Origin of the sequence: Streptococcus mitis (assembly GCF_001579035.1) — a bacterium.
Classification (GTDB): Bacteria; Bacillota; Bacilli; order Lactobacillales; family Streptococcaceae; genus Streptococcus; species Streptococcus mitis_J.
The window spans coordinates 1-420 of record NZ_KQ970324.1 but is presented as its reverse complement, the minus strand read 5'-3'; the positions used below and the strand labels follow the sequence as shown (position 1 = coordinate 420).

Sequence of the window (420 nt, the reverse complement as noted above, 5' to 3'; positions counted from 1 at the left end):
CTCATGATGATGTAGAGGGTGATATCCGCCATACTGAAGCCCTGAATCAAAGACTCTTGCGAAGAATCAAAGACAGCCTTCCAGAGATAAAAGGCCACAAAAGCCCCCATGACATCCCCAATCCGATAAAGAATAAAGTTGACTCGATAGGTAATCAACTCCTGAACCCCTGCATTGATAAAGGGTTTATAACGTCTCCACAATTTGACCATCTTAGAGCTCCTTTCGATAGAAACGACGGATAATATCCTCAATATCCGTATCCACCATCTTCAAATCGCGGATCTCAAAATCAGACAGGGTTTGCTTGATAATATCAGCTGACTGGTAGCGAGAACTATCGAATTCAATGTTGAGGCTATTCCCCTGTCTATCAATAATCATATCAGGTAGACCTTCATAGTGAGAAAGGAGATGACT

Annotated in this window: 2 pseudogenes; both read right to left on the bottom strand. The window is 42.1% G+C overall.

The window, feature by feature from the left end:
* Window positions 1–212 (bottom strand): annotated as a pseudogene (locus tag SMIDD26_RS10900) (antibiotic ABC transporter permease); the annotation flags it as partial.
* Window position 213: 1 nt separating this feature from the next.
* A pseudogene (locus tag SMIDD26_RS10895) lies at window positions 214–420 on the bottom strand (sugar ABC transporter ATP-binding protein); the annotation flags it as partial.